The sequence below is a fragment of the Kitasatospora sp. NPDC059571 genome (assembly GCF_042735675.1).
Taxonomy (GTDB): domain Bacteria; phylum Actinomycetota; class Actinomycetes; order Streptomycetales; family Streptomycetaceae; genus Kitasatospora.
Genome location: NZ_JBHWBW010000067.1, coordinates 1 through 20,097, shown reverse-complemented (window position 1 = coordinate 20,097; position 20,097 = coordinate 1). Strand labels below are relative to the sequence as shown.

General features: G+C 76.0%; 19 protein-coding genes and 1 pseudogene. 15 read left to right on the top strand and 5 right to left on the bottom strand.

Annotated features, from left to right (window positions below; genetic code table 11):
• Positions 1–110: 110 nt before the first annotated feature.
• Complete coding sequence (zapE, locus tag ACFV0G_RS10965) at positions 111–1,208, bottom strand: cell division protein ZapE (RefSeq protein WP_380545112.1); 1,098 nt, start codon at positions 1,206–1,208, stop codon at positions 111–113.
• Between zapE and ACFV0G_RS10960 the strand changes: the two genes are divergently transcribed.
• The 5 genes from ACFV0G_RS10960 to ACFV0G_RS10940 all read left to right on the top strand — a co-directional run bounded on the left by ACFV0G_RS10960 (position 1,207) and on the right by ACFV0G_RS10940 (position 6,749).
• Entirely contained in the window at positions 1,207–1,965 is a 759-nt protein-coding gene (locus ACFV0G_RS10960) for a dihydrofolate reductase family protein (protein ID WP_380545110.1), read from the top strand. The two genes, zapE and ACFV0G_RS10960, sit on opposite strands and share 2 nt — an antisense overlap.
• A 107-nt stretch (positions 1,966–2,072) precedes the next feature.
• The gene (locus tag ACFV0G_RS10955) at positions 2,073–2,531 is read left to right on the top strand and encodes an indole-3-glycerol phosphate synthase (protein ID WP_380545107.1); all 459 of its coding nucleotides are present in this window, start codon (positions 2,073–2,075) and stop codon (positions 2,529–2,531) included.
• A gap of 100 nt (positions 2,532–2,631) precedes the next feature.
• Positions 2,632–4,038, top strand: coding sequence for a UDP-N-acetylmuramate--L-alanine ligase (gene murC, locus ACFV0G_RS10950; RefSeq protein WP_380545105.1), 1,407 nt, complete (start codon positions 2,632–2,634; stop codon positions 4,036–4,038).
• 13 nt (positions 4,039–4,051) lie between these two features.
• Positions 4,052–4,489: a peptide-methionine (R)-S-oxide reductase MsrB gene (gene msrB, locus ACFV0G_RS10945; RefSeq protein ID WP_380545103.1), complete on the top strand. Its 438-nt coding sequence runs from the start codon at positions 4,052–4,054 to the stop codon at positions 4,487–4,489.
• A 112-nt stretch (positions 4,490–4,601) separates the two neighbouring features.
• Positions 4,602–6,749, top strand: coding sequence for a restriction endonuclease (locus ACFV0G_RS10940; protein WP_380545101.1), 2,148 nt, complete (start codon positions 4,602–4,604; stop codon positions 6,747–6,749).
• Between the two features lie 46 nt (positions 6,750–6,795).
• Here the strand turns inward: ACFV0G_RS10940 and ACFV0G_RS10935 are convergent, their stop codons facing one another.
• Entirely contained in the window at positions 6,796–7,713 is a 918-nt protein-coding gene (locus tag ACFV0G_RS10935; protein ID WP_380545099.1) for a GNAT family N-acetyltransferase, read from the bottom strand.
• A 166-nt stretch (positions 7,714–7,879) separates the two neighbouring features.
• Between ACFV0G_RS10935 and ACFV0G_RS10930 the strand changes: the two are divergent.
• The 4 genes and pseudogenes from ACFV0G_RS10930 (at position 7,880) to ACFV0G_RS10915 (ending at position 11,725) form a co-directional block, all read left to right on the top strand.
• A pseudogene (locus ACFV0G_RS10930) lies at positions 7,880–9,155 on the top strand (DUF692 domain-containing protein).
• Between the two features lie 37 nt (positions 9,156–9,192).
• Positions 9,193–10,239: a TIGR04222 domain-containing membrane protein gene (locus tag ACFV0G_RS10925; RefSeq protein WP_380545097.1), complete on the top strand. Its 1,047-nt coding sequence runs from the start codon at positions 9,193–9,195 to the stop codon at positions 10,237–10,239.
• 89 nt (positions 10,240–10,328) lie between these two features.
• Complete coding sequence (locus ACFV0G_RS10920; protein WP_380545095.1) at positions 10,329–11,084, top strand: TIGR04222 domain-containing membrane protein; 756 nt, start codon at positions 10,329–10,331, stop codon at positions 11,082–11,084.
• Entirely contained in the window at positions 11,081–11,725 is a 645-nt protein-coding gene (locus tag ACFV0G_RS10915; RefSeq protein WP_380545093.1) for a TetR/AcrR family transcriptional regulator, read from the top strand. Before ACFV0G_RS10920 ends, ACFV0G_RS10915 begins: the two co-directional genes overlap by 4 nt.
• Before the next feature lie 7 nt (positions 11,726–11,732).
• Here ACFV0G_RS10915 and ACFV0G_RS10910 read toward each other — a convergent pair whose 3' ends face one another.
• Both ACFV0G_RS10910 and ACFV0G_RS10905 read right to left on the bottom strand, forming a co-directional pair.
• Positions 11,733–13,376, bottom strand: coding sequence for a cation acetate symporter (locus tag ACFV0G_RS10910; protein ID WP_380545091.1), 1,644 nt, complete (start codon positions 13,374–13,376; stop codon positions 11,733–11,735).
• Entirely contained in the window at positions 13,373–13,783 is a 411-nt protein-coding gene (locus ACFV0G_RS10905; protein WP_380545089.1) for a DUF485 domain-containing protein, read from the bottom strand. The genes ACFV0G_RS10910 and ACFV0G_RS10905 overlap by 4 nt, the downstream gene beginning before the upstream one ends.
• Before the next feature lie 348 nt (positions 13,784–14,131).
• On the opposite strand from ACFV0G_RS10905, the gene ACFV0G_RS10900 reads away from it, so the two are divergent.
• The 5 genes from ACFV0G_RS10900 (at position 14,132) to ACFV0G_RS10880 (ending at position 19,250) form a co-directional block, all read left to right on the top strand.
• Positions 14,132–14,512, top strand: a complete 381-nt coding sequence (locus ACFV0G_RS10900) for a ribosomal protein L7/L12 (protein ID WP_380545087.1) — start codon at positions 14,132–14,134, stop codon at positions 14,510–14,512.
• A 423-nt stretch (positions 14,513–14,935) separates the two neighbouring features.
• A complete protein-coding gene (locus ACFV0G_RS10895) occupies positions 14,936–15,331 on the top strand; it encodes a transglycosylase SLT domain-containing protein (RefSeq protein WP_380545085.1) in 396 nt (131 codons plus the stop codon).
• Between the two features lie 318 nt (positions 15,332–15,649).
• On the top strand, positions 15,650–16,138 hold the full coding sequence (locus ACFV0G_RS10890) for a (2Fe-2S)-binding protein (protein ID WP_380545083.1): 489 nt from the start codon (positions 15,650–15,652) through the stop codon (positions 16,136–16,138).
• Positions 16,135–17,160, top strand: a complete 1,026-nt coding sequence (locus ACFV0G_RS10885; protein WP_380545081.1) for an FAD binding domain-containing protein — start codon at positions 16,135–16,137, stop codon at positions 17,158–17,160. The genes ACFV0G_RS10890 and ACFV0G_RS10885 overlap by 4 nt, the downstream gene beginning before the upstream one ends.
• On the top strand, positions 17,157–19,250 hold the full coding sequence (locus ACFV0G_RS10880; protein ID WP_380545079.1) for a xanthine dehydrogenase family protein molybdopterin-binding subunit: 2,094 nt from the start codon (positions 17,157–17,159) through the stop codon (positions 19,248–19,250). The genes ACFV0G_RS10885 and ACFV0G_RS10880 overlap by 4 nt, the downstream gene beginning before the upstream one ends.
• Positions 19,251–19,283: 33 nt before the next feature.
• On the opposite strand, the gene ACFV0G_RS10875 is transcribed toward ACFV0G_RS10880, so the two are convergent.
• Positions 19,284–19,685 carry an ATP-binding protein gene (locus tag ACFV0G_RS10875; RefSeq protein WP_380545077.1) on the bottom strand — a complete coding sequence of 134 codons (402 nt, stop codon included), beginning with the start codon at positions 19,683–19,685 and terminating at the stop codon, positions 19,284–19,286.
• A 223-nt stretch (positions 19,686–19,908) separates the two neighbouring features.
• Here ACFV0G_RS10875 and ACFV0G_RS10870 point away from each other — a divergent pair, with 223 nt between their 5' ends.
• Positions 19,909–20,064 carry a DUF6131 family protein gene (locus tag ACFV0G_RS10870; protein ID WP_380545075.1) on the top strand — a complete coding sequence of 52 codons (156 nt, stop codon included), beginning with the start codon at positions 19,909–19,911 and terminating at the stop codon, positions 20,062–20,064.
• Positions 20,065–20,097: the final 33 nt, after the last annotated feature.

The window sequence follows — 20,097 nt, the reverse complement described above, 5'->3', positions numbered from 1 at the left end:
GCTCCCCCCACAACCCGCGAGCGCGCCCCCCCCCGACAGCGACCCCCCCCCCCCCCTACACCGGGGCCTCCGCGGCCGCCCGCCCGGCCGGGCGGGCCCGCACCGCGGCGTCAGCGGGCGCTGTCGCGGGCGAGGGCGACCAGCCGGGAGACCGCGCGCAGGTACTTCTTGCGGTAGCCGCCGCGCAGCATCTCCTCGGGGAAGACCTGGTCGAACGGGACGCCGGAGGCGGTGATCGGCAGCTCGCGGTCGTACATCCGGTCGGCGAGGACGACCAGGCGCAGCGCGGTGGACTGGTCGTCGACCGGCCGGACCCCGCGCAGGAAGACCGCGTGCACGTCGTCCAGCAGGGCGCCGTAGCGGCTGGGGTGGACGGCCTTGAGGTGCTCCAGCAGCGCGTCGAAGTCGTCCAGCGAGGCTCCGGGGCGGGCCCCGGCGCGCTCGGTGACCTGCTCGTCGGTGTACGGCGCGGGGGCGGCGGGCAGGCCGCGGTGGCGGTAGTCCTGGCCGTCGATCCGCACCGGGCGGAAGTGCGCGGACAGGCCCTGGATCTCGCGCAGGAAGTCGGTGGCGGCGAACCGGCCCTCGCCGAGCTTCTCCGGCAGGGTGTTGGAGGTGGCGCAGAGCTTGACGCCGTTCTCCACCAGGCGGCCGAGCAGGGTGGAGACCAGCACGGTGTCGCCCGGGTCGTCGAGCTCGAACTCGTCGATGCACAGCAGCCGGTGCGTGGAGAGGGTCTCCACGGCGCCCTTGAAGGTGAGCGCGCCGACCAGGTTGGTCAGCTCGACGAAGGTGCCGAAGGCCTTGGGGCCCGGGGTGGCGTGCCAGAGCGAGGCGAGCAGGTGGGTCTTGCCGACGCCGTACCCGCCGTCGAGGTAGATGCCGGCCGGGCCGACCGGGGTCGGGGCGGAGCGGCGGAACCAGCCGCGCTTCGCGGCCGTGCCGGCGCCGTTGAGCGAGGCGGCGAACTGCTCCAGCACCTGGACGGCCTCGTACTGGCTGGGCTGCGTGCTGTCCGGCAGGTAGCTGCCGAAGCTGACTCCGGCGAACCGCGGCGGCGGGACCATCTCGGCCACCAGGCGCTCGGCGGGCACCACCGGGAGGCGGTCGGTGAGGGCGGTCACGGCGGTGTCGGGGTCCGCGGTGTCGGGGCGGGAGGCAGCAGGCACGGTAGTACAGGGTACGCCCCGTGGAAGACTCGCTCCCATGCAGCTGCTGATCAATCCGCTCGACCGCCCGGTGCCCGACCCGGCGGCGCTCGCGTCCCTGGCCGACCTGTACGCCTACCCGTCCGCCGCGGCGGACCGGCCGTGGCTGCGCGGCAACATGGTGGCGGCGCTGGACGGCGCGGCCCGGCTGGCGGGGCTGTCCGAGGGGCTGTCGAGCGCGGCCGACAAGCGGATCTTCGGGGTGCTCCGGGCGCTGGCGGACGTGGTGCTGGTCGGGGCCGAGACGGTCCGGGCCGAGGGGTACCGGCCGGCCCGGGCCCGGGCGGAGTTCGCGGCGGCCCGGGCGGCGGCGGGCCAGGCGCCGGCCCCGGCGGTCGCGGTGGTCAGCCGCGGGCTGCGGCTGGACCTGTCGGCGCCGCTGTTCACCGAGCCGCTGGTGCGGACGGTGGTGGTCACCACCGAGGACTCCCCCGCCGACGCCCGCCGGGCGGTGGCCGAGGTGGCGGACGTGGTGGTGGCGGGCGAGCGCTCGGTCGACCCGGCGGCGGCGGTCGCGGCGCTGGCGGCCCGCGGCTGGACGCGGCAGCTCACCGAGGGCGGCCCGCGCCTGCTCGGCGGCCTGGCGGCGGCCGGGGTGCTGGACGAACTGTGCCTGTCGCTGGCCCCGCTGCTGACCTCGGGCGAGGCGCCGCGGATCGTGCAGGGCCCGCAGCTGCCGCAGGCGCAGTCGATGCGGCTGGTCTCGCTGCTGGAGGACGACGGCTTCCTGTTCACGCGGTACGTGCGGCGGGACTGATCTCCGCTGTGGCCCATGTGGTGCGTGTGCAGCGTGCGGAAAGCTTCCTCCGGGCAGTATGAGAGGTGACAGCGGACCCGGGGGACTGCGGCGTCGAAGGGACACACGTGTTCAAGACCGTACTGATGATCGAAAAGGCGCTCTCCGACGCGGACGTGGAGCTGGTCACCACCCTGCACGGCGACGAGAAGGTGTCGTTCGTCGTGCTCATGCAGCCGCGCGGCAAGCAGGACGAGCTGCTGCGGGCGCTCGACGACGTGGCGCTCGGGCATCTGGACAAGGCGGTCCACGAGCACGACGAGGCGGCCGGCCCCACGCTGGCCGGCGAGTCGCTGGAGCACAGCCTGCGCCACCTGCGCGAGGCCGGCGCCGAGGCGACCGGGCGCGTGGTCGAGGAGCACCCGCTGGACACCCTGCGCGCGGCGGTCGAGGAGCACGGCGCCGACGAGGTGCTGGTGCTGACCTCTCCGCACTTCGTCGAGGAGTTCTTCCACCGCGACTGGGCCTCCCGGGCCCGGCACACGGTCGGCGTCCCGGTGCTCAAGCTGTTCGCCAGCGACTCCTGAGGCGGCGGGGCCCGTCGGCCGGGTAGGGCAGAATCGTCCTTGCGGAACCACCGCGAGGACGATTCTCGTCATACCAGTCCCCGGCTGTACGGAGCATCCCTTGAACGACGCCGCGCACGACCTGCACGCACCGCACTTCATCGGCATCGGCGGCGCCGGGATGTCCGGCCTGGCGAAGATCCTCGCGGTGCGCGGCGCCAAGGTCTCCGGCAGCGACTCCAAGGAGTCCGAGACCGTGCTGGCCCTGCGGGCGCTCGGCGCCGAGGTCGCGGTCGGCCACGCCGCCGAGAACGTGCCGGCGGGCACCAGCAGCATCGTCGTCTCCAGCGCCATCCGCGCCGACAACCCGGAGCTGGCCGCCGCCCGCGAGCGCGGTATCCCGGTGGTGCACCGCTCGGACGCGCTGGCCGCGCTGATGGGCGGCCGCCGGGCGCTGGCGGTGGCCGGCACCCACGGCAAGACCACCACCACGAGCATGCTCGCGGTGAGCCTCGGCGAGCTGGGCCTGGACCCGTCCTACGCGATCGGCGGCGACCTGGACGCGCCCGGCTCCAACGCGCACCACGGCACCGGCGACATCTTCGTGGCCGAGGCCGACGAGAGCGACCGCAGCTTCCACAAGTACGCGCCCGAGGTGGCGATCGTCCTCAACGTGGAGCTCGACCACCACGCCAACTACGCGTCGATCGAGGAGATCTACGAGTCCTTCGAGACCTTCGTCGGCCGGATCGTGCCCGGCGGCACCCTGGTGGTCTCCGCCGACCACGCCGGGGCGCGCGAGCTCACCTCCCGGGTCGCCGGCCGGGCCGGTCTGAACGTGGTCACCGTCGGCTCCGCCGAGGACGCCGACGTGCGGGTGCTCTCGGTGGCCGCACGCGGCATGACCAGCGAGGTCACCGTCCTGATCGACGGCGCCGAGCTGGCGTTCACGGTCTCCGTGCCGGGCCGGCACTACGCGCACAACGCGGTCGCCGCGCTGGCCGCCGGCACGGCGCTCGGCGTCCCGGCCGCCGACCTGGCCAAGGCGCTCGGCAGCTACACCGGGGTGCGCCGCCGTCTCCAGCTCAAGGGCGAGGCCGGCGGCGTCCAGGTGATCGACTCCTACGCCCACCACCCCACCGAGATGAGCGCCGACCTGGAGGCCATCCGCGAGGCGGCGGGCAGCGGCCGGGTGCTGGTGGTCTTCCAGCCGCACCTGTTCAGCCGCACCCAGCAGCTCGCCGAGGAGATGGGGCAGGCACTCGCGCTGGCCGACGCCTCGGTGGTGCTCGACATCTACCCGGCCCGCGAGGACCCGATCCCCGGCGTGACCAGCGAGCTCATCATCGACGCGGCCCGCCGGGCCGGTGCCGACACCGCCGCCGAGCACGCCTTCGCGGCCGCCCCCGCCCTGCTGGCGGGCATGGCCAAGCCGGGCGACCTGGTGCTCACCATGGGCGCCGGCGACGTCACCAACCTCGGCCCGGAAATTCTCGGCCAGCTCGCCGACGTTGCACCGGGTGCCTGATGGGAGGCCAGCCGTGAGCCACGAGACCCCGAAGACCGACACCCGCGCCCGCGAGGTACAGAAGACCGACGCCGAGTGGCGTGCCCAGCTGAGCCCGGAGGAGTACCACGTGCTCCGCGAGGCCGGCACCGAGCGCGCCTTCGTCGGCGAGTACACCGACACCAAGACGGTCGGCGTGTACGGCTGCCGGGCGTGCGGCGCCGAGCTGTTCAGCAGCGAGACCAAGTTCGACAGCCACTGCGGGTGGCCGTCGTACTTCGCGCCGCTCGCCGAGGACCGCGTGGAGTACCTGGAGGACACCACGCTCGGGATGCGCCGGGTGGAGGTGCGCTGCGCCCGCTGCGGCAGCCACCTCGGCCACGTCTTCGAGGGCGAGGGCTACGGCACCCCGACCGACCAGCGGTACTGCATCAACAGCATCTCGCTGACGCTCCGGCCCGCCGAGGACTGAGCGCCCCCGCACGCCCTGCCGTCCGCGGTCCGCGCCGTGCCAGACTGATCATCAGATCGGACGGCACGAGAGGACCACGGTGGCAGGGCGTCGCAGTTCCGGAGTTCTGGCCATGCTGGCGGAGGCCCAGCGGCAGCAGCACCGCCGGGAGGAGGCCCGCCGCCGGGCCGACGCCGCCGCACAGCGGGAGTACGAGCGGGCCCGCCGGGACGCCGAGCGGGCCGCCGCCCAGGGCCAGAAGGAGGCCCTGCGGGCGTACCGGCAGAGTCGCGAGGCGGACGCCGCCCGGCGCACCGCCGAGGTCGAGGCGCAGGTCGCCGCCGTCCGCGGCACGCTGGCCGCCGGGCTGCGCGGGCCGGCCTTCCGGCTCGCCGAACTCACCGCACCCGTACCGCCGTTCGACCCCGGGCAGCTGGGCGTCCCGGTGCCGCTGCCCGAGCAGTCCTGGTACGCGCTGCCGCCGCTGACCGGCCCGGCCGCGTACGACCCGGCCGCCAGGCGGCAGTGGGACGGGCAGGCCGCGCAGGCCCGCGCCCGGTTCGAGCAGGACTGGTACGCGGCGCAGGCCGCCGAGCAGCAGCGGCTCGCCCAGCTCGCCGAGTACCGGGCCGAGTTCGACCGCTGGGCGGCCGGGCGGCAGGCCGCCGCGGCGCGCGCCGCCGAGCTGGCCGACGGGCTCTCGGCGGACCGCCCCGGGGCGGTGGCCGAGTACTTCGCGGTGGCGCTCGGCTGGCGCGCGGACTGGCCGGAGGGCTTCCCGAACGCCGCGGAGACCACCTGGGACGCGGGCGCGCGGCAGCTGGTCGTCGACTGGCCGCTGCCGGACTTCTCCGTCGTCCCCGCCGTGGCCCGGCACCGCTACGTGAAGACCGACGACCGGGACGCCGAGGTGGCCCGGCCGGCCGGCGAGCGGCGCGCGCTCTACCGCGAGGTCGTGGCCCAGTGCGCCCTGCGGGTGCTGGCCGAGGCGTTCCGGGCGGACGACCGCGCACTGCTGCACTCGGTCGCGGTGAACGGCCTGGTCGAGGCGGTCGATCCGGCCACCGGGCGGGAGGAGAGCCGCTGCCTGGTGTCGGTCGCCGTGGAGCGCGATGCCTTCCTGGCGCTCGACCTGGAGCGGGTCTCGGCGGTGGACTGCCTGGTGGAGGCCCTGCACGGGCGGCTGTCCGCCCGCCCGGACCGGCCCGACGCGGTGCCCGCGCAGCGCCCGGCGGCGCCCGCACCGGCGGCCGCCGCTGCCGGCGGGGACGGCGGCGGGGAGGAGGGCCCCGACCTGTTCACCATGGACCCGATCGCCTTCGAGGAGCTCATCGCCGAGCTGTTCCGGCGGCGTGGCCTGCGCACCCGGACGACCGCGCGCAGCGGCGACGAGGGGGTGGACGTGCTCGCCGAGGACCCGGACCCGATCACCGGCGGGCAGATCGTCATCCAGGCCAAGCGGTACCGGCACACCGTGCCGCCCACCGCCGTCCGCGACCTGGACGCCACCATGCAGCGGCAGGGTGCCAACCGCGGCATCCTCGTCACCACCTCCGGCTTCGGCCCCGGCTCCCGGCGCTGGGTCGAGGGCCGGCCGCTGACCCTGGTCGACGGGCCGATGCTGGTGGCACTGCTGCGGGAGAACGGGCTGGCGGGCCGCCTCGGCGCCCGGCCCGGCACCCCGGCCGCCGACCGCGCCCCGGCCCCCGCCGCAGCGGCGGCACCGGCCGCCGCGACCGCCACCGAGCTCTCACCCGGCCAGAACGCCGTGCTGCCCCCGGCCGCCGCCCGGGCGCTCACCGTGCACTTCGGCTCCGCCGGTGCGGAGGCCGACCTGGCCCTGCTGCTGCTCGGCGAGGACGGCCGGGTCCGCGGCGACGCCGACTTCGTCTTCTACCACCAGCGCACCGCGGCCCTCGGCGCCGTCCGGCTGGATCCCCGGCAGGACGGGCCGGCCGGGCGGCGCAGCGAGAGCGCGGTGCTGCGGCTCGGCGACCTCCCGGCCGAGGTCCGCCGGATCGCGGTCTCGATCACCATGGACGTCGACCAGGGGCTGGCCTGCGACCGGCTGGCGGGGGCGGAGCTGCGGCTGGCCGCGGACGGCGCGGCCTGGTCGTTCCGCCCGCCGGCCGATCCGGCGGTCTCGGCGATGCTGGTGGCGGAGGTGTACCGGCACCGGGCGGGCGGCGGCCCCGAGGTCTGGAAGGTCCGCGCGGTCGGCCAGGGCTGGTCGGACGGCCTGGCCGGGCTGGCCCGGGCGCACGGCGTCGACGTGGCCTGAGGCGCGGGTACGGCCCCGCCCCCGGCACTGCCCGGCCCGGGGCGGGTCAGCCGGCCAGGTCCCTGGTCCAGGACCGCTCGGCGGCGCACCGGCGGTAGCCGAGCCACGCGTTGACCGCGAGCATCGGCGCGTTGCCGGCGTCGTTGTGGGTGTACGCCGCGGTCAGGCCGGCGGCCCGGGCGCGGTGCAGCGAGTCGGCCTTGGCGAGCTTGGCGAGGCCGCGCCCGCGGTGGGCGGCGCGGGTGGTGGTGAAGGACGACCAGTACCGGCCCGCGCCGTCCGTCTGGGCGGCGGAGAACGCCACCGGCCGGCCGTCGGCGGTGTCGACCGCGACGGTGGTGAGCCGGTGGTCGAGGTCGGGGCGCTGCCAGATCTCGGCGAGCCAGGCGGCGTACCCCAGGTCGGCGAGCTCGACGTCGCCCGGCTCGTCCTGGGTGCCCTCGGCGTCGACCAGGTACAGCGGGTGCGGGTCGGCGCGGAAGTCCTCGGCGGTGCGCAGGGCGATGCCCGCCGGCACGGGCGGGACGTCCGGCAGCGGGGCGGTGAGGTCGCGGCGGGCGACGTGCGCGACCCGGCCCGGCCGGTAGCCGCGGGCCTGCGCGAAGGCCCGGGCGGCCGGGGTGTCGTCGCCGCGGGCGTGCACCCGCCGGACGCCCTCCCCGGCGAGGGCCAGTTCGGTGGCGCGCAGCAGGGCGCCGCCGGTGCCCCGCCCGCGGTCGGCGGGGACGACGTGGACGGCGGCGAAGCCGAGGCCGGGGGTGGTGCTGTCCGGGTACGGGCCGTACCGGGCGGTGGCCACGATCCGGCCGTCCCGTTCGGCGAGCAGCATCCGCAGGTGGGGCTGGGTGGCGAGCTGCCAGGCGACGACCTGCGGGGTGGTGACGAGGTACGGGCGGCCGGAGCGGAGGGCGGCGCAGGCCGCCTCGGCATCGGCGGACCGGAAGGCGCGGATGGTGAGCGTCATAGACACGTCACGTTAACCACCGGAGGGCCGCCGCGCCGCCGAATATCACGGCCCGGGCGCTGCACCGCCGGGAAAGCTCAAGTTCCGCTCTGAGTTGCGGCCTTGAGGTTGGCAGCCGGGCCGCCGCGGATACACCCTCAGCAGACCGGGGAACGGGGGGACGGACATGGCGGACACGGCGGTACCGCGGCTCGGCGTCGGGGTGGGCTGGCGGGCGGAGATCGACACCGCGGTGGAGCGGCTGCCCGGGGTGGACTGGGTCGAGGTGGTGGCGGAGAACGTCTGCGCCGGCCACCTGCCCCGGTCGCTGGAGGTGCTGCGCGGGCGCGGGGTGACCGTGGTGCCGCACGGCGTCTCGCTGGGCATCGGCGGCGCCGCGCCGCCGGACGCGGACCGGCTGGCCCGGCTCGCCTCGGTGGCCGAGGCGCTCGGCGCCCCGCTGGTGACCGAGCACCTGGCGTTCGTCCGGGCGGGCGGCCTGGAGGCCGGGCACCTGCTGCCGGTGCCGCGCTCGCGGGACGCCCTGCTGGTGGTGGCGGAGAACGTCCGGATCGCCATGGACCTGCTGCCGGTGCCGCTGGCGCTGGAGAACATCGCCGCGCAGCTGGCCTGGCCGGACGACGAGCTGACCGAGGCCCAGTTCCTGGCCGAGCTGGTGGAGCGGACGGGGGTGCGGCTGCTGGTGGACGTGGCCAACCTGCACACCAACCGGGTCAACCTGGGGCTGGACGTCGCCGCCGAGCTGGACCGCCTGCCGCTGGAGGCGGTCGCCTACGTCCACGTGGCGGGCGGGGTGGAGGTCGACGGGGTGTGGCACGACACGCACGCCCACCCGGTCACCCGGCCGGTGCTGGACGTGCTCGCCCAGCTCTGCGCCCGGTCGGTGCCGCCCGGGGTGCTGCTGGAGCGGGACGACGCCTTCCCGCCGCCGGCCGAACTGGCCGCCGAACTGGCGGCGGTCCGCGGGGTGCTGGAGGGGGTGGCGGCCGATGCCTGAGCGCGACGAGTACCTGCTGCGCGGCGACGACGCCGAACTCGCGGTGGCCCGCGCCCGGCTGGCCCGGCAGCAGGCGGACCTGCTGGCCGCGCTGGTGGCGGGCGGCCCGGTGCCGGCCGGCTTCGACCCGGCGCGGGTGGCCGCCCAGGCGGACGCGCTGGCCGCCAAGCGGCGGGACACCGTGGCGCGGGTCGCACCCGGGCCCGCCCGGCTGCTGGGCCCGGCGTGGCGGCCGCTGTTCGGCCGGTACGCACGGCTCGGCCCGCAGCGCGGCGGCCACCGGGAGGACGCCCGGGCGTTCGCCCGCTGGGCGGTCGCCGAGGAGCCGGGTGCGCCGTGGCGCCCCGCCCTGGAGCAGTGGCTGGACCCCGGCGCGGACCGGCCGGCGCACCCGGTGCACCGGGCCGTCCGGGCCGTGCGCAGGGCGGCCGCCGGCCGCCGCTGAGTGGATCGATCGAGCAAGCCGAACGGGGGAGGACGACATGTGGACCGTCGAGTACGTGATCCTGCTGGTCCTGGTGGCACTGGCGGCCGCGAGGGCCGCCGCCGCGAACACCGCACTCGGCCGGGTGCCCCGTCCGCAGGGCCTGCCGGGCCGCGGGCTGCCGCTGCTCGACGCGGCGTTCCTGGCCGGCGGACCGGCCCGGGCCGTGGACACCGCGCTGGTGCGGATGGAGCACGAGGGCCGGCTGGTCGTCGCCCGCGACCGGACGGTCACGATCACCGACGTCCGGCCGCAGGACGAGGTCGAGGCGGCGCTGATCGAGGCCGCCGGCAGCGCCCGGCGGGCCGGGCTGGACGAGGTGCGCCGCGCGGCGGTCCGCAGCGCCGCCGTCCAGCGGATCGGCGACCGGCTGGCCGACCGCGGGCTGATGCGCCGTCCGGACCTCTACCGCAGGGCCGTCCGGGCCCGCCGGTGGCTCTGGCTGGCTCTGCTGGCCACGCTGGTGACCGGCATCGTGATGACCGCCGCCTGGAGCCTGCGCTCGCCCGCCGAGCGCGACACCCTGACGCCGCCGCTCTTCCCGTACCTGATCCTGCTCGCGGTCGGCACCGCCCTGCTCATCGGCACCCGGCCCGCCAAGGGGCGGGTCACCCCCGCGGGGCGGCGCCAGCTGGCCCTGATGCAGGACGGCGCCCCGTGGCGGCCGCACCACCTGGCAGGCACCTCGGCCGGGCTGCTGCTGCTCGGCGCGGTGGCGCTGGAGGGCGTCGGCGCGCTGGAGGACGAGGAGCTGCGGTCGGCGCTGGAGGCCCGGACGGCGATGGCCGTCGCGGCCGCCCGGGCGTCCGCGGGCGCACCGGCGGGCTGTGCGGGCGCCGACGTCTCCGCGGTCGGTTGGTGCGGGTCGGGCGACAGCGGCTCGTCGAGCAGCTGCGGCTCCTCCGGCGGCTGCGGCTCCTCGAGCAGCTGCGGATCGTCGAGCGGTTGCGGATCGTCGTCGAGTTCGTGCGGCTCCTCGTCGTCCTCCTGCGGCTCGTCGAGCAGTTGCGGCTCCGGCTGCGGTTCGAGCTGCGGTTCCAGCTGAGCCGGCCCGCCCGCGGCGCCGGTCACAGTTCGGTATCGCGGGTCCGGCAGCCGTTCCCCGGCCGTGGGGGGGCGGGCTAGAACAAGCCCATGTGGGTGCTCTTCCTGATCCCGGCCTGCGTGACCGCCGCACTGTCCTGCCTGCGGCTGGTCCGGCTGACGACGAGGGCCGACGTGCTCGACGCACTCGGTCCGGCCCGCCCCGCGGACGCGGTCGGGATCGGGCTCTACGAGACCGCCTACCTGGCCGGCGGGCCCGACCGGGTGGTGGAGCTGGCGCTGGTGCTGATGGCCGGCCGCGGGCGGCTGCACCTGGCGCACACCGGCTGGACCACGGTGGTCGACCCGCGCGGCCGCACCCGGCTGGAGCGGGCGCTGATCGAGGCGATCGGCCCCGAGGGCCAGTGCCGCACGGCCGGCCTGCGCGGCACGGTGGCGGCCCACCCGGTGGTCCGGGAGATCGGCGACCGGCTGGCCTCCGCCGGGCTGGCCACCCCGGAGACGGTGCGGCGCGGCACCGTGCACGCCGTCCGGCAGGTGCGCCGGGCGCTGCTGCTGTGCCTGCTGCTGCTGGCCGCGGCACTGGCGGTGAGCGCCCCCGGCACGGGTGACGCGGGCGCCGCCACGGCCTGGTTCGCGCTGCCGCTCATCCTCACCGGCGGCACCCCGCGCCGTGCGCGTGCCTTCTTCTTGCGGCGTCGCTTCGATGACATGGCCACTCCTCTCGCGACGGGTGCGCTGCACCCGTTCCACCGTTCCACACCGGGCGGCTGCACGCCCGCGGACGGCGCCCTCGATCGGGCCGGGACGAGGTGGCACTCGCGCGAGGATAGGGTGTACGTGTGACTCCTTCAGCCGCGGCCGATCCGGCGCCGCAGACCGCCGGGCGGCCGGCCTCGCTGCGCAGCGAGTACCGGGAACTGACCCGGAAGCGGCTGCTCACCGCGGTCCGCGAGGTGCTGGAGGAGACGGACTACGCGGCGGCCACCGTGGACGCGATCGTGAAGCGCGCCGGGACCAGCCGGGCCACCTTCTACCTGCACTTCCGCTCCAAGGCGGAGGCCGCGGCGGCGCTGCTGGACCAGGTGACCCCCTCGGACCGGGGCCTGTACGCCACCCTGCCGACCGCCCTCGGCAGCCGGGAGGGACTGCGGCGCTGGCTGGAGCAGTCGCTGGCCTGGTACGAGTCGCACGCGCGCCTGCTGGCCGCGCTCAACGAGGCGACCGCGGTGGAGGGCAGCGTCGCGCTGCGCCGATCGGCGTCGGTGCAGCGCCTGGTGGACTCGCTGGCGGGCTACCTGGACCGCTTCGAGGACGCGGCCCGCGCCCGGGTGCGGCTGCAGCTGTTGCTGCGCCAGTTCCACCAGGTCGCGATGGACACCGTCGTCCAGGCCGCCTGGCTGCCCGAGCGGGAGCTGCTGCTGGACGAGATGGTCGCGACCTGGTGGGCGGCCCTGGGCGAGGACGGGCCCCGGCCCAGGGCCTGAGGACGGATCAGTCCGCGCCGGCGCCGGTCAGCACGCGCAGCTCCACCGCGTCCTGGTCGACCTCGGCGGCGGCGTCCTGGCGACGGCTGCCGTGGCGGCTGCCCGCCCAGCCGAGCAGGAACCCGGCCGGGATCGAGACGATGCCGGCGCTCTGCAGCGGGGACCACGCGAAGTTCAGGTCCGGGAAGAGTGTCCCGGGCCCGCCCGACACGGTCGGCGAGACCAGCTGCAGGCCGATCGCGAGCGCGGCCCCGCCGTAGACGGACCAGAGCAGCCCGGTGCGGTTGTAGCCGCGCCAGAACAGGCTGTGGACGACGGCCGGCAGGACCGCGGAGGCCGCCACCGTCACCGCGAGCATGGACAGGAACTGCACGTTGTAGCCCTGGGCGGCCACCGAGACCAGGATGCCGACCAGGCCGAAGAGCAGGACCGCCCAGCGGACCGCGCGGACCTCCTGCGCCTGGCCGATCCGCCCGCGGCGCAGCACGTGGGCGTGCACGTCGTGGGCGAGCGAGGCGGCCGCGGCGAGGGTGATGCCGGCGACCACGGCGAGCACGGTGACGAAGACCGTGCAGGCGACGGCGGTGAACAGGATGCTGCCCGAGGTGGTCTCCGGGCCGCCGGCGAGGCTGCCGGCGAGGAGCAGCAGCGAGGCCTGGCCGTTCGGGTTGACGGCGGAGATCACCCGGGCGCCGACCATGGCCGCGGCGCCCATGCCCAGCACCGCCAGCGCGATGCTGTAGATGCCGACCATGCCGAAGGCGTAGCGGGTGGAGCGGCGGGCCGTCGCGCCGTCCGGGACGGCGTTGATGCGCATGATCATGTGCGGCATGCAGGCGGCGCCGAGCACGACGGTGATGTGCAGGCCGATGATGTTCAGCGGGCCGCTGGCGGTGACGCCCAGCTGCGAGGTGGAGCGCAGGTAGGTGGCGGGGTGGCCGCTGCCGCGGGCGGCGGCGGTGAGCAGCTCGTCCGGGCTCCAGTGGAACTGGGACAGCACGTAGAGCGTGGTCGTGGCCATGGTGCCGATGACCAGGACCACCTTGACGATCTGCATCAGGCTGGTGCCCTTCATGCCGCCGAGGACGGTGTAGAAGACCATCAGGGTGCCGATCAGGGCGATGCAGGTCTGCTGGGCGCCGCTGCTGGTGAGGCCGAGGAGCAGTGCGGTCGCGGCGCCCGCGCCGGACAGCTGGACCACCAGGAAGGGCAGCGACACGGCGAGGGTCGCGACGGCGGCGGCGATCCGCGCAGCCGGACCGGGTGCGCGCAGCGCGAAGATGTCGCCGAGGGTGTAGCGGCCGGCGTTGCGCAGCGGACGGGCGAGCACCAGCAGGGTGCCGAGCGCGAGCGCGGTGCTCACGTCGAGCATGATGCCGTCGAATCCGGAGAGGGCGATGATCCCGGTGGTGCCGAGCATGGTCGCGGCGGAGATGTAGTCACCGGAGAGCGCGAGGCCGTTCTGCAGTGGCGTGAGGGTGCGGTTCGCCGTGTAGAAGTCGTCGACCTCGTCGCGGTCCGGCCCGGCGAAGACGCAGAGCAGCAGCGACGCCCCGACGAAGCAGAGGAACGCGATCAGGACCGAGGTCTGCGTGCCGTGGCCGAGGATCGCGGCCGGGTTGGCGGCGGCGATCGGAAGGGCGGAGCTCACCACTGGGCCCTCCGGTGGCCGGCGCGGCGCGGGGCGGGCGCGGCCGGCGGAGCGGCGGCCTCGCGGTGGCGGTCCCTGATCCGGGCCGCCACGGGGTCGCAGCTGCGCCCGGAGCGCAGGTCGTAGCCGGTCGAGGTCAGGAACGCCAGGACCCCCAGGGCGCAGCAGAGCAGCAGGCCCAGGTTGATCCGGCCGATGATCTCGGTGGCGAGCAGCCCCGGCGCGGCACCGGCGAGGAACACGAGGAAGAGGAAGCAGACGGCGTTGGCGGTGATCAGACCGCGGTCGAGCCGGCGGCTGCTGCCGCGCAGGCTCTCGAGGTCGGGCTCCACGGGGGGTTGCGGCACGAAGGGCGGGCGGGGAGCCGGTTCGGCCGGCCACCCGTCCTGGTGGGACATGGGGTGCATCGAGCGATTCCTCGGGGCGGGAGAGGGCGGTTTCCGGCCGGACGCTGCAACGGGTGGGGACCGAGGCGGCCGGAGTGGCGTCAGCGTAGCCATCCTTGCGCCCACTTACTAGACATGAGTCCAGTGAGAAGACTGGCTTCCAGGAACCTTCACAGCGCCTCGACCAGCGGACCCGCCGACCGCACCGCCCCTTCCGACCGGACACGCACCGCGCCCTGGCGGGCCGTGCCGGTGCGCCGCCGCGGCGGAAAACCGGGAGACCCGAAAACCGGGAGACCTGCAGGGCGCGAACAGGTTGACTGGTCCGACTGCCCGCACCGGGCCGGGCCATCGCATCGGGGGGACGCCGTGGAGGACCCGGACTTCTCCGTCCGACTGACCGGACGGGGGGACGGCGGGATCCGGCTGGTCCGCGCCGTGCGGCAGGTCACCGGCCTGAGCCTGTGGCAGAGCAAGCTCCTGGCCGAGAGCGCGCCGGCCACGGTGGCCGAGCGCCTGCCGTTCCCGGACGCCGCGCGCGCCGCCGCCGAACTGCGGGAGGCGGGGGCCGCCGCCGAGGCCGTCTGCACCTGGTGCACCCGCGCCGCACCGGCCGACGGCAGCCTGCTGGAGCCGGGGCCGTGCGACTCGCCTTACTGGCCCACTGCGCACTGCGCGGCCAACTCCCTCACGGAGTGCGACTGCGGCTGGATGTGTGGCCCCGCTCTCATGCGGGCGCGGCGGGCGTGACGGAGGGTCGGCGCCGGTCCCCCGCTGCGTGACGGCCGAGAGGCCTGAACCGGTGAGGGTGCTCACACGCGGGGGGCCGCAACGACGGCGCGTAGGAGGTCCGCGGCCGGCCTGCCGCAGTGCTGCGCGGTCCGTGGCCGCGGGCCCGAGCTGCGGGGCGGACCGGGCCGAATCGGGGTGGATCGGACGGTATTCCGGGGGATGCGATGACCCCCCTGCTACGACGCGGGGTCGTAGCAGGGGGGTCTTGGCACCGCCGGGGGCGGTCTGCCAACAATGGCTCTCGTCGCCAGCCGCATCCGGCACCTGTCCCGCCGGTCCGTGGCTCAATGCCGAGTCCCGCACTCGAACCCGTGGCCCCTGTCCGGCCCGTGGTCGTCAGCGGGCGGGACCCGGCCCAACCCGATTGAGGTCCTGTTCTACATGCCCGCTTTCAAGCTTCGTATGCGCACCGCCTCCGTTCTTCTCGCCGGCGCCGCCGGTGCCACCGCCCTGGGCGCCGGCCTGATGCCCGCCGCCGCCTCCGCCGCGACCCTGTCCCCGCAGACCATCGCCGCCCAGGTCGTCCCCGCGAACCAGCTCGCCTCGTTCAACCAGATCATCAGCCACGAGTCCGGCTGGAACATCCACGCCACCAACCCGTCCTCCGGCGCCTACGGCCTCGGCCAGGCCCTGCCCGGCTCCAAGATGGCCAGCGCCGGCGCCGACTGGAAGACCAACCCGAAGACCCAGATCAAGTGGGCCTACGACTACATGAACTCCCGCTACGGCAGCCCCAACGCCGCCTGGTCCTTCTGGCAGAACCACCACTGGTACTAAGCCGCCAGTGGCGAGCGCGAGCGGCCCGGCCGCTCCCCCGACGCCGTCCACTCCCGTCCGGACCTGACACCGGACCGGGGGCGACGACGGCCGCAAGCCCGTCGGCCGGGCACCCCGTCGTCCGATCCGCCCCGCGCGGACCGGCGGCGCGGTGCCCGGCCGGCGGGCTCTCGGCACGTCCGCCGCTAGGCCGCGGCCCCGCGCACTGCGGCGAACCGGTGGTCCCGCCGCCGTCCGGGTGTCGGCGCCGGCCCGGGGTGGGACGGATGCCGCGGGCCCGCCGTGTCCGGCGGCCTCCCGGGCCGAGAGGAGAGGCGCATGCCGACCACCACCGCCACCGAGACCGAGCTGGAGGTGAACGGCCTGTCCCAGACCCTCCTGCTCGACAACCGGTGCACCCTGCTGGACGTGCTGCGCGAACGGCTCGGGCTGACCGGCACCAAACGCGGCTGCGACCACGGCCAGTGCGGAGCGTGCACCGTGCTGGTCGACGGACGCCGGGTGAACTCCTGCCTGCTGCTGGCCGTCTCCCTGGACGGCGCCGCCGTGGTCACCGTCGAGGGCCTCGCCGCCGGCGACGAGCTGCACCCCCTCCAGCAGGCCTTCCTCGACCACGACGCGTTCCAGTGCGGGTTCTGCACCCCCGGGCAGCTCTGCTCGGCGGTCGGCCTGCTGGCCGAGGCCGCGGCGGACCCGGACCCGGCCCCCCTCGACGAGGCCGCCGTCCGGGAGCGGATGAGCGGCAACATCTGCCGGTGCGGGGCCTACCCCAACATCGTCCGCGCCGTCGTGGCGGCCGCCCCGTGAGGACCTTCGCCTACCTGCGGCCGACCGACACCGACGAGGCGGTCGCCCTGCTCGCCTCGGACCCGGACAGCCGGTACCTGGCGGGCGGCACCAACCTGGTCGACCTGATGAAGCTCGGCGTCGAGCGGCCCCGGCTGCTGGTCGACCTCGGGCGGCTGCCGCTGCGCGGCATCGACCGCACCGAGGACGGCGGGCTGCGGATCGGCGCACTCGCGCGCAACGCCGACCTGGCCGCCGACCCCTACGTGCGGCAGGCGTACCCGGTGCTCTCCCAGGCGATCCTGGCGGGGGCGTCCGGGCAGCTGCGCAACATGGCGACCACGGCCGGCAACCTGCTGCAACGCACCCGCTGCCCCTACTTCCAGGACACCTCGAAGCCGTGCAACAAGCGGGAGCCCGGCAGCGGCTGCCCGGCCCGCGAGGGCGTCCACCGCGACCTGGCGGTCCTCGGGGCCTCGGAGCACTGCATCGCGACCCACCCCTCCGACCTCGCCGTCGCCCTCTCCGCACTCGACGCCACGCTGGAGCTCCTCGGACCGGACGGCGGCCGCACCCTCGCCGCCACCGACCTGCACCGGCTGCCCGGCGACCGTCCGGACCTGGAGCACCGGCTGCTGCCCGGCGAACTGGTCACCGCCGTCGTGCTGCCGCCGCCGCTGCCCGGCTGCCGCTCTGCGTACCGCAAGGTGCGCGACCGGTCCTCGTTCGCGTTCGCGCTCGCCTCCGCGGCCGCGGTGCTGGCCGTCCGGGACGGCCTGGTCACCCAGGTGGCGATCGCGTACGGCGGCCTCGCCCCCAAGCCCTGGCGGGCCCGGGCCGCGGAGGAGTACCTGCTCGGCGCCCCCGCCCACGAGCGGTCCTTCCGGGCGGCGGCGGAGGCCGAGCTGGCCGCCGCCCGGCCGCTGCGCGACAACGGCCACAAGGTGGCGCTGGCCCGGAACCTGACGGTCCGGCTGCTCGCCGACCTGGCGGCGGCCGCGCGGGCCGGGGAGGACACACCGACCGGGGAGGACGGCGCATGACCGACCACGCCCGCCTGGAGGGCCGGGAGAAGGTGACCGGCACCGCCCGGTACGCCGACGACCGGCGGCCGCAGGAGTACGTGCACGCCTGGCCGGTGCCCGCGACGATCGCCCGCGGGGAGATCACCGCGATCGACACCGAGGCCGCCCGGACGGTCACCGGGGTACTGGCCGTCCTGACGCACCTGGACGCGCCGCGGCTCGGCGAGTCCGACGACCCGACGCTGCGCGTCCTGCAGGGGCCGCGGGTCGCCCACCGCGGCCAGTACGTCGCACTCGCCGTCGCCAGGTCCCCGCAGGCCGCCCGCCGGGCCGCCGAGAAGGTGCGGGTGTCCTACGCGGCGGAGCCGCACGACGTGCTGCTCACCGAGGACCACCCGGGGATCTACGCACCCGAGCGCGCCAACGGCGGTCATCCCGCCGACCGGGTGCGCGGCGACGTCGACGCGGTGCTCGCCGCCGCCGAGGTCACCGTCGACGCGACCTACCGGATCGGCCCGCTGCACAACCACCCGATGGAGCCGCACGCCGCGACCGCCTCCTGGGACGGCGACCGGCTGACCGTGTACGACTCCAGCCAGGGCACCGGCGAGGTGCAGCGCGTCCTGGCCGAGCTGTTCGGCCTGGAGCGCGACCGGGTGCTGGTGGTCAGCGAGCACGTCGGCGGCGGCTTCGGCTGCAAGGGCACGCCGCGGCCGCACGTGGTGCTCGCCGTGATGGCCGCGCAGGCGGTCGGCCGCCCGGTGCGGCTGGCCCTGCCGCGCGGCCACCTGGCCGCCGTCACCGGCCACCGCGCACCGACCGTGCACCGGGTGCGGCTGGCCGCGGGGGCCGACGGCCGGATCGAGGGCCTCTCGCACGAGGTCCTCACCCGTACCTCGACCGTCCGCGAGTTCGTCGAGCAGGCCGCCGTCCCGGCCCGGGTGATGTACCGCTCCCCGGCCTCCCGCACCACGCACCGGGTGGTCCGGCAGGACGTACCGACGCCCTCCTGGATGCGGGCCCCCGGCGAGTGCCCGGGGATGTTCGCGCTGGAGTCGGCGATGGACGAGCTGGCGCAGGCCTGCGCGCTCGACCCGGTGGAGCTGCGGCTGCGCAACGAGCCGGCGACCGAGCCGGACACCGGCCGCCCGTTCTCCAGCCGGCACCTGGCGGAGTGCCTTCGCGAGGGCGCCCGGCGCTTCGGCTGGGACGGCGGCCGGCCGCGCCCCGGGCTGGACCGCTCGGGCCGGCTGCTGCTGGGCAGCGGGGTCGCGGCCGCCACCTACCCGGTGCTGATCGCGCCGTGCGCGGCCGAGGTGACCGCCCGTCAGGACGGCTCGTACCTGGTCCGGGTGAACGCCACCGACATCGGCACCGGCGCCCGCACGGTGCTCGCCGTCGTCGCGGCGGAGGCGCTCGGCGCCCCGGTGGAGCGGATCCGGACGGAGATCGGGCGCAGCGACCTGCCGCACGGCTCGGTGGCGGGCGGCTCCAGCGGCACGTCGTCCTGGGGGTGGGCGGTCCACGAGGCGGCGTCGGCGCTGCGGGAGCGGCTGGCCGCGGGCACCGCGGTGCCGCCGGCCGGGCTGACCGCCCGGGCCGACACCGCGGAGGCGGTCCAGCGCGGTACCGAGCTGGCCCGGCACGCGTTCGGCGCGCAGTTCGCCGAGGTCCAGGTGGACACCGACACGGGTGAGGTCCGGCTGCGCCGGCTGCTCGGGGTGTTCGCGGCCGGACGGATCCTCAACGCGCGCACCGCCCGCTCGCAGCTGGTCGGCGGGATGGTGATGGGCGCCTCGATGGCGCTGCTGGAGGAGAGCACGGTGGACGCCCGGTTCGGCGACCACGTCGAACGGGACCTGGCCGCGTACCACGTCGCCGTCTCCGCGGACGTCCCCGACGTGCAGGCCCACTGGATCGAGGAGCAGGACGGGCACGTGTCGCCGATGGGCTCCAAGGGCATCGGCGAGATCGGGATCGTCGGCACGGCGGCCGCGGTGGCGAACGCGGTGCACGACGCGACCGGCCTGCGGTTCCGGGAGCTCCCGATCACCGCGCGCCGGGTGCTGCCGGCACTGGAGTCCCGGGGAGGGCACCGGGCGGGGTGACCGGCGGCCCGCACCGGCCCGGCGCGGGCGCCGTCAGGGCGCCGGGCCGGGCAGCCGGAGCTCGGCCCAGACGGTCTTGCCATCCGGGCACGGGGTCACGCCCCAGTGCTCGCTCAGCACGTCGACGATGTGCAGTCCGTGGCCGCCGGCGATGTCCGGGCGGTGCGGCAGCCGGGTCTCGGGCCGGCGCGGACTGTCGTCCGCCACCTCGATGAGCAGCGTGCGCGGGCGCCGTTCGAGGATCAGCCGGCGTGCTCCGCCCGCGTGGACGGCCGCATTGGCGAGCAGTTCGGCCGCGACCAGCACGGCATCGCCGTCGAACCGGCCCGCGCCGGGGAGGCGCCAGGCGGCGAGCGCGGCACGGACGAAGCAGAGCCCCGCGGCCACGCCACCGGTGCCCTCCGCCGGTCCGAAGACCACTCGGCGGCGGGGCATCGCGGTCGGGGTTGTCGTGGCTGACGGACTCATCGGGATTCCCGGTCGGTGCGGATCGGCTGCCACCTGGCGTCTGCCCGGGCGGGTGACCGTGACACCTGCCGCGGTCGCCCGACTGGGGGGTTTCCGATCGGCCGGGGTGAGCAGACGCGGGTCATGCCGCCGCTGCGGCGGCACCGGCAACCCCCCGGCGGTCCCCCGCCCCGCACCGAACGGAGCAGTCATGATCCTCCTCGGCGTCCTCCTTCTCATCATCGGCTTCGTCACCGGGATCTCGTTCCTGTGGACGATCGGTCTGCTCCTCGCCGTCATCGGCCTGGTGCTCTGGGTCGCGGGTTCCGTCGGACACGCCGTCGGCGGCCGGCGGCACTACTGGTGACGCAGTCCCCTTCCGACGGCCCGCGCTCCGGCG